At 45.7% G+C, this 991-nt stretch carries 1 protein-coding gene; it reads left to right on the top strand.

Annotation, left to right across the window (positions count from 1 at the left end; all coding sequences use genetic code 11):
* On the top strand, positions 1–991 hold a 991-nt coding region (locus PRIP_RS15995; protein WP_036102683.1), incomplete at both ends, for a glycosyltransferase.

Raw genomic sequence — 991 nt, 5'->3', positions numbered from 1 at the left:
AAAGCAAAAGAACAAAATACACGATTGACCAGCGGCATTTCGAATTTTAGCAATGTACGATTAGTAGAACCATTTCAAACGTTTCCCGATTTAGCCGTTACGAATGGCAATCGGATTAATGTCGCAGAAGCACTGACGCGCATGGAAGCCCTGGATCAACAACATCACTACCATCTCATCATTATCCGCGGCTTTGCCTTAGTGAAGGAAATGATGAAACACCCTACCTTAATGAAGAAAACTATCCCGTATATCACGGACTTTACCCACGATCCCGATACGATTTCTGCGGAAGAACGCGCTGACTTACGCCAAGTGTATGATGCTTTTCCAAATATGTTCTTACAAACCGAAGCCACGCGGGCCATTTTTAGGGAATTGATGGGAGTGGACGGAGAAAAAGTAGCAATTCTTTCCCCGATGATTCCCGCACAACCGATTACGCCGGACTACCGCAATCGGCAGAATCAACTGATCTATAGTGGTAAATTTGCCGAAGAATGGTACACCGAAGAAATCATCCGTGCGGCGCAACAACTGACAGATAAAGACGTCACGTTTTGTATTGTAGGCGATAAGTTTCAAGGCGAATTACGCGCACGAAAAGGCGCGATTCAGCAGGCCTTCCAAGAAACAGCGAATATCGACTGGATGGGGGCTGTCTCCCGCGCGGAATCGCAAGCCTATATTGCCCAATCCGATATTGGGATTAGTTGGCGAAGTGAGACGATTGATAATGATGCATCCGTTGAATTATCAACGAAATTACTCGAATATGCCCGACTTGGCAAACCCGTGTTATTACGACGCACCAAAATGCATGAACAACTCCTTGGCGCGGATTACGAATTATTTGTTGATACAGAAGCCGACTTTTTGGAGAAGACACAACTTGCCTTATCTGATTCTGCTGTCTACAGACGTGCAGCCAAAACTCTCTATGAAGCGAGCCAACACTTCACACTGGAAGCCTCTTATAACCGCTTGAAAC

It is taken from the genome of Paenilisteria riparia FSL S10-1204 (assembly GCF_000525995.1).
GTDB lineage: Bacteria > Bacillota > Bacilli > Lactobacillales > Listeriaceae > Listeria_A > Listeria_A riparia.
The sequence above is the reverse complement of the archived record's forward strand: the minus strand, read 5'-3'. Positions and strand labels throughout refer to the sequence as shown.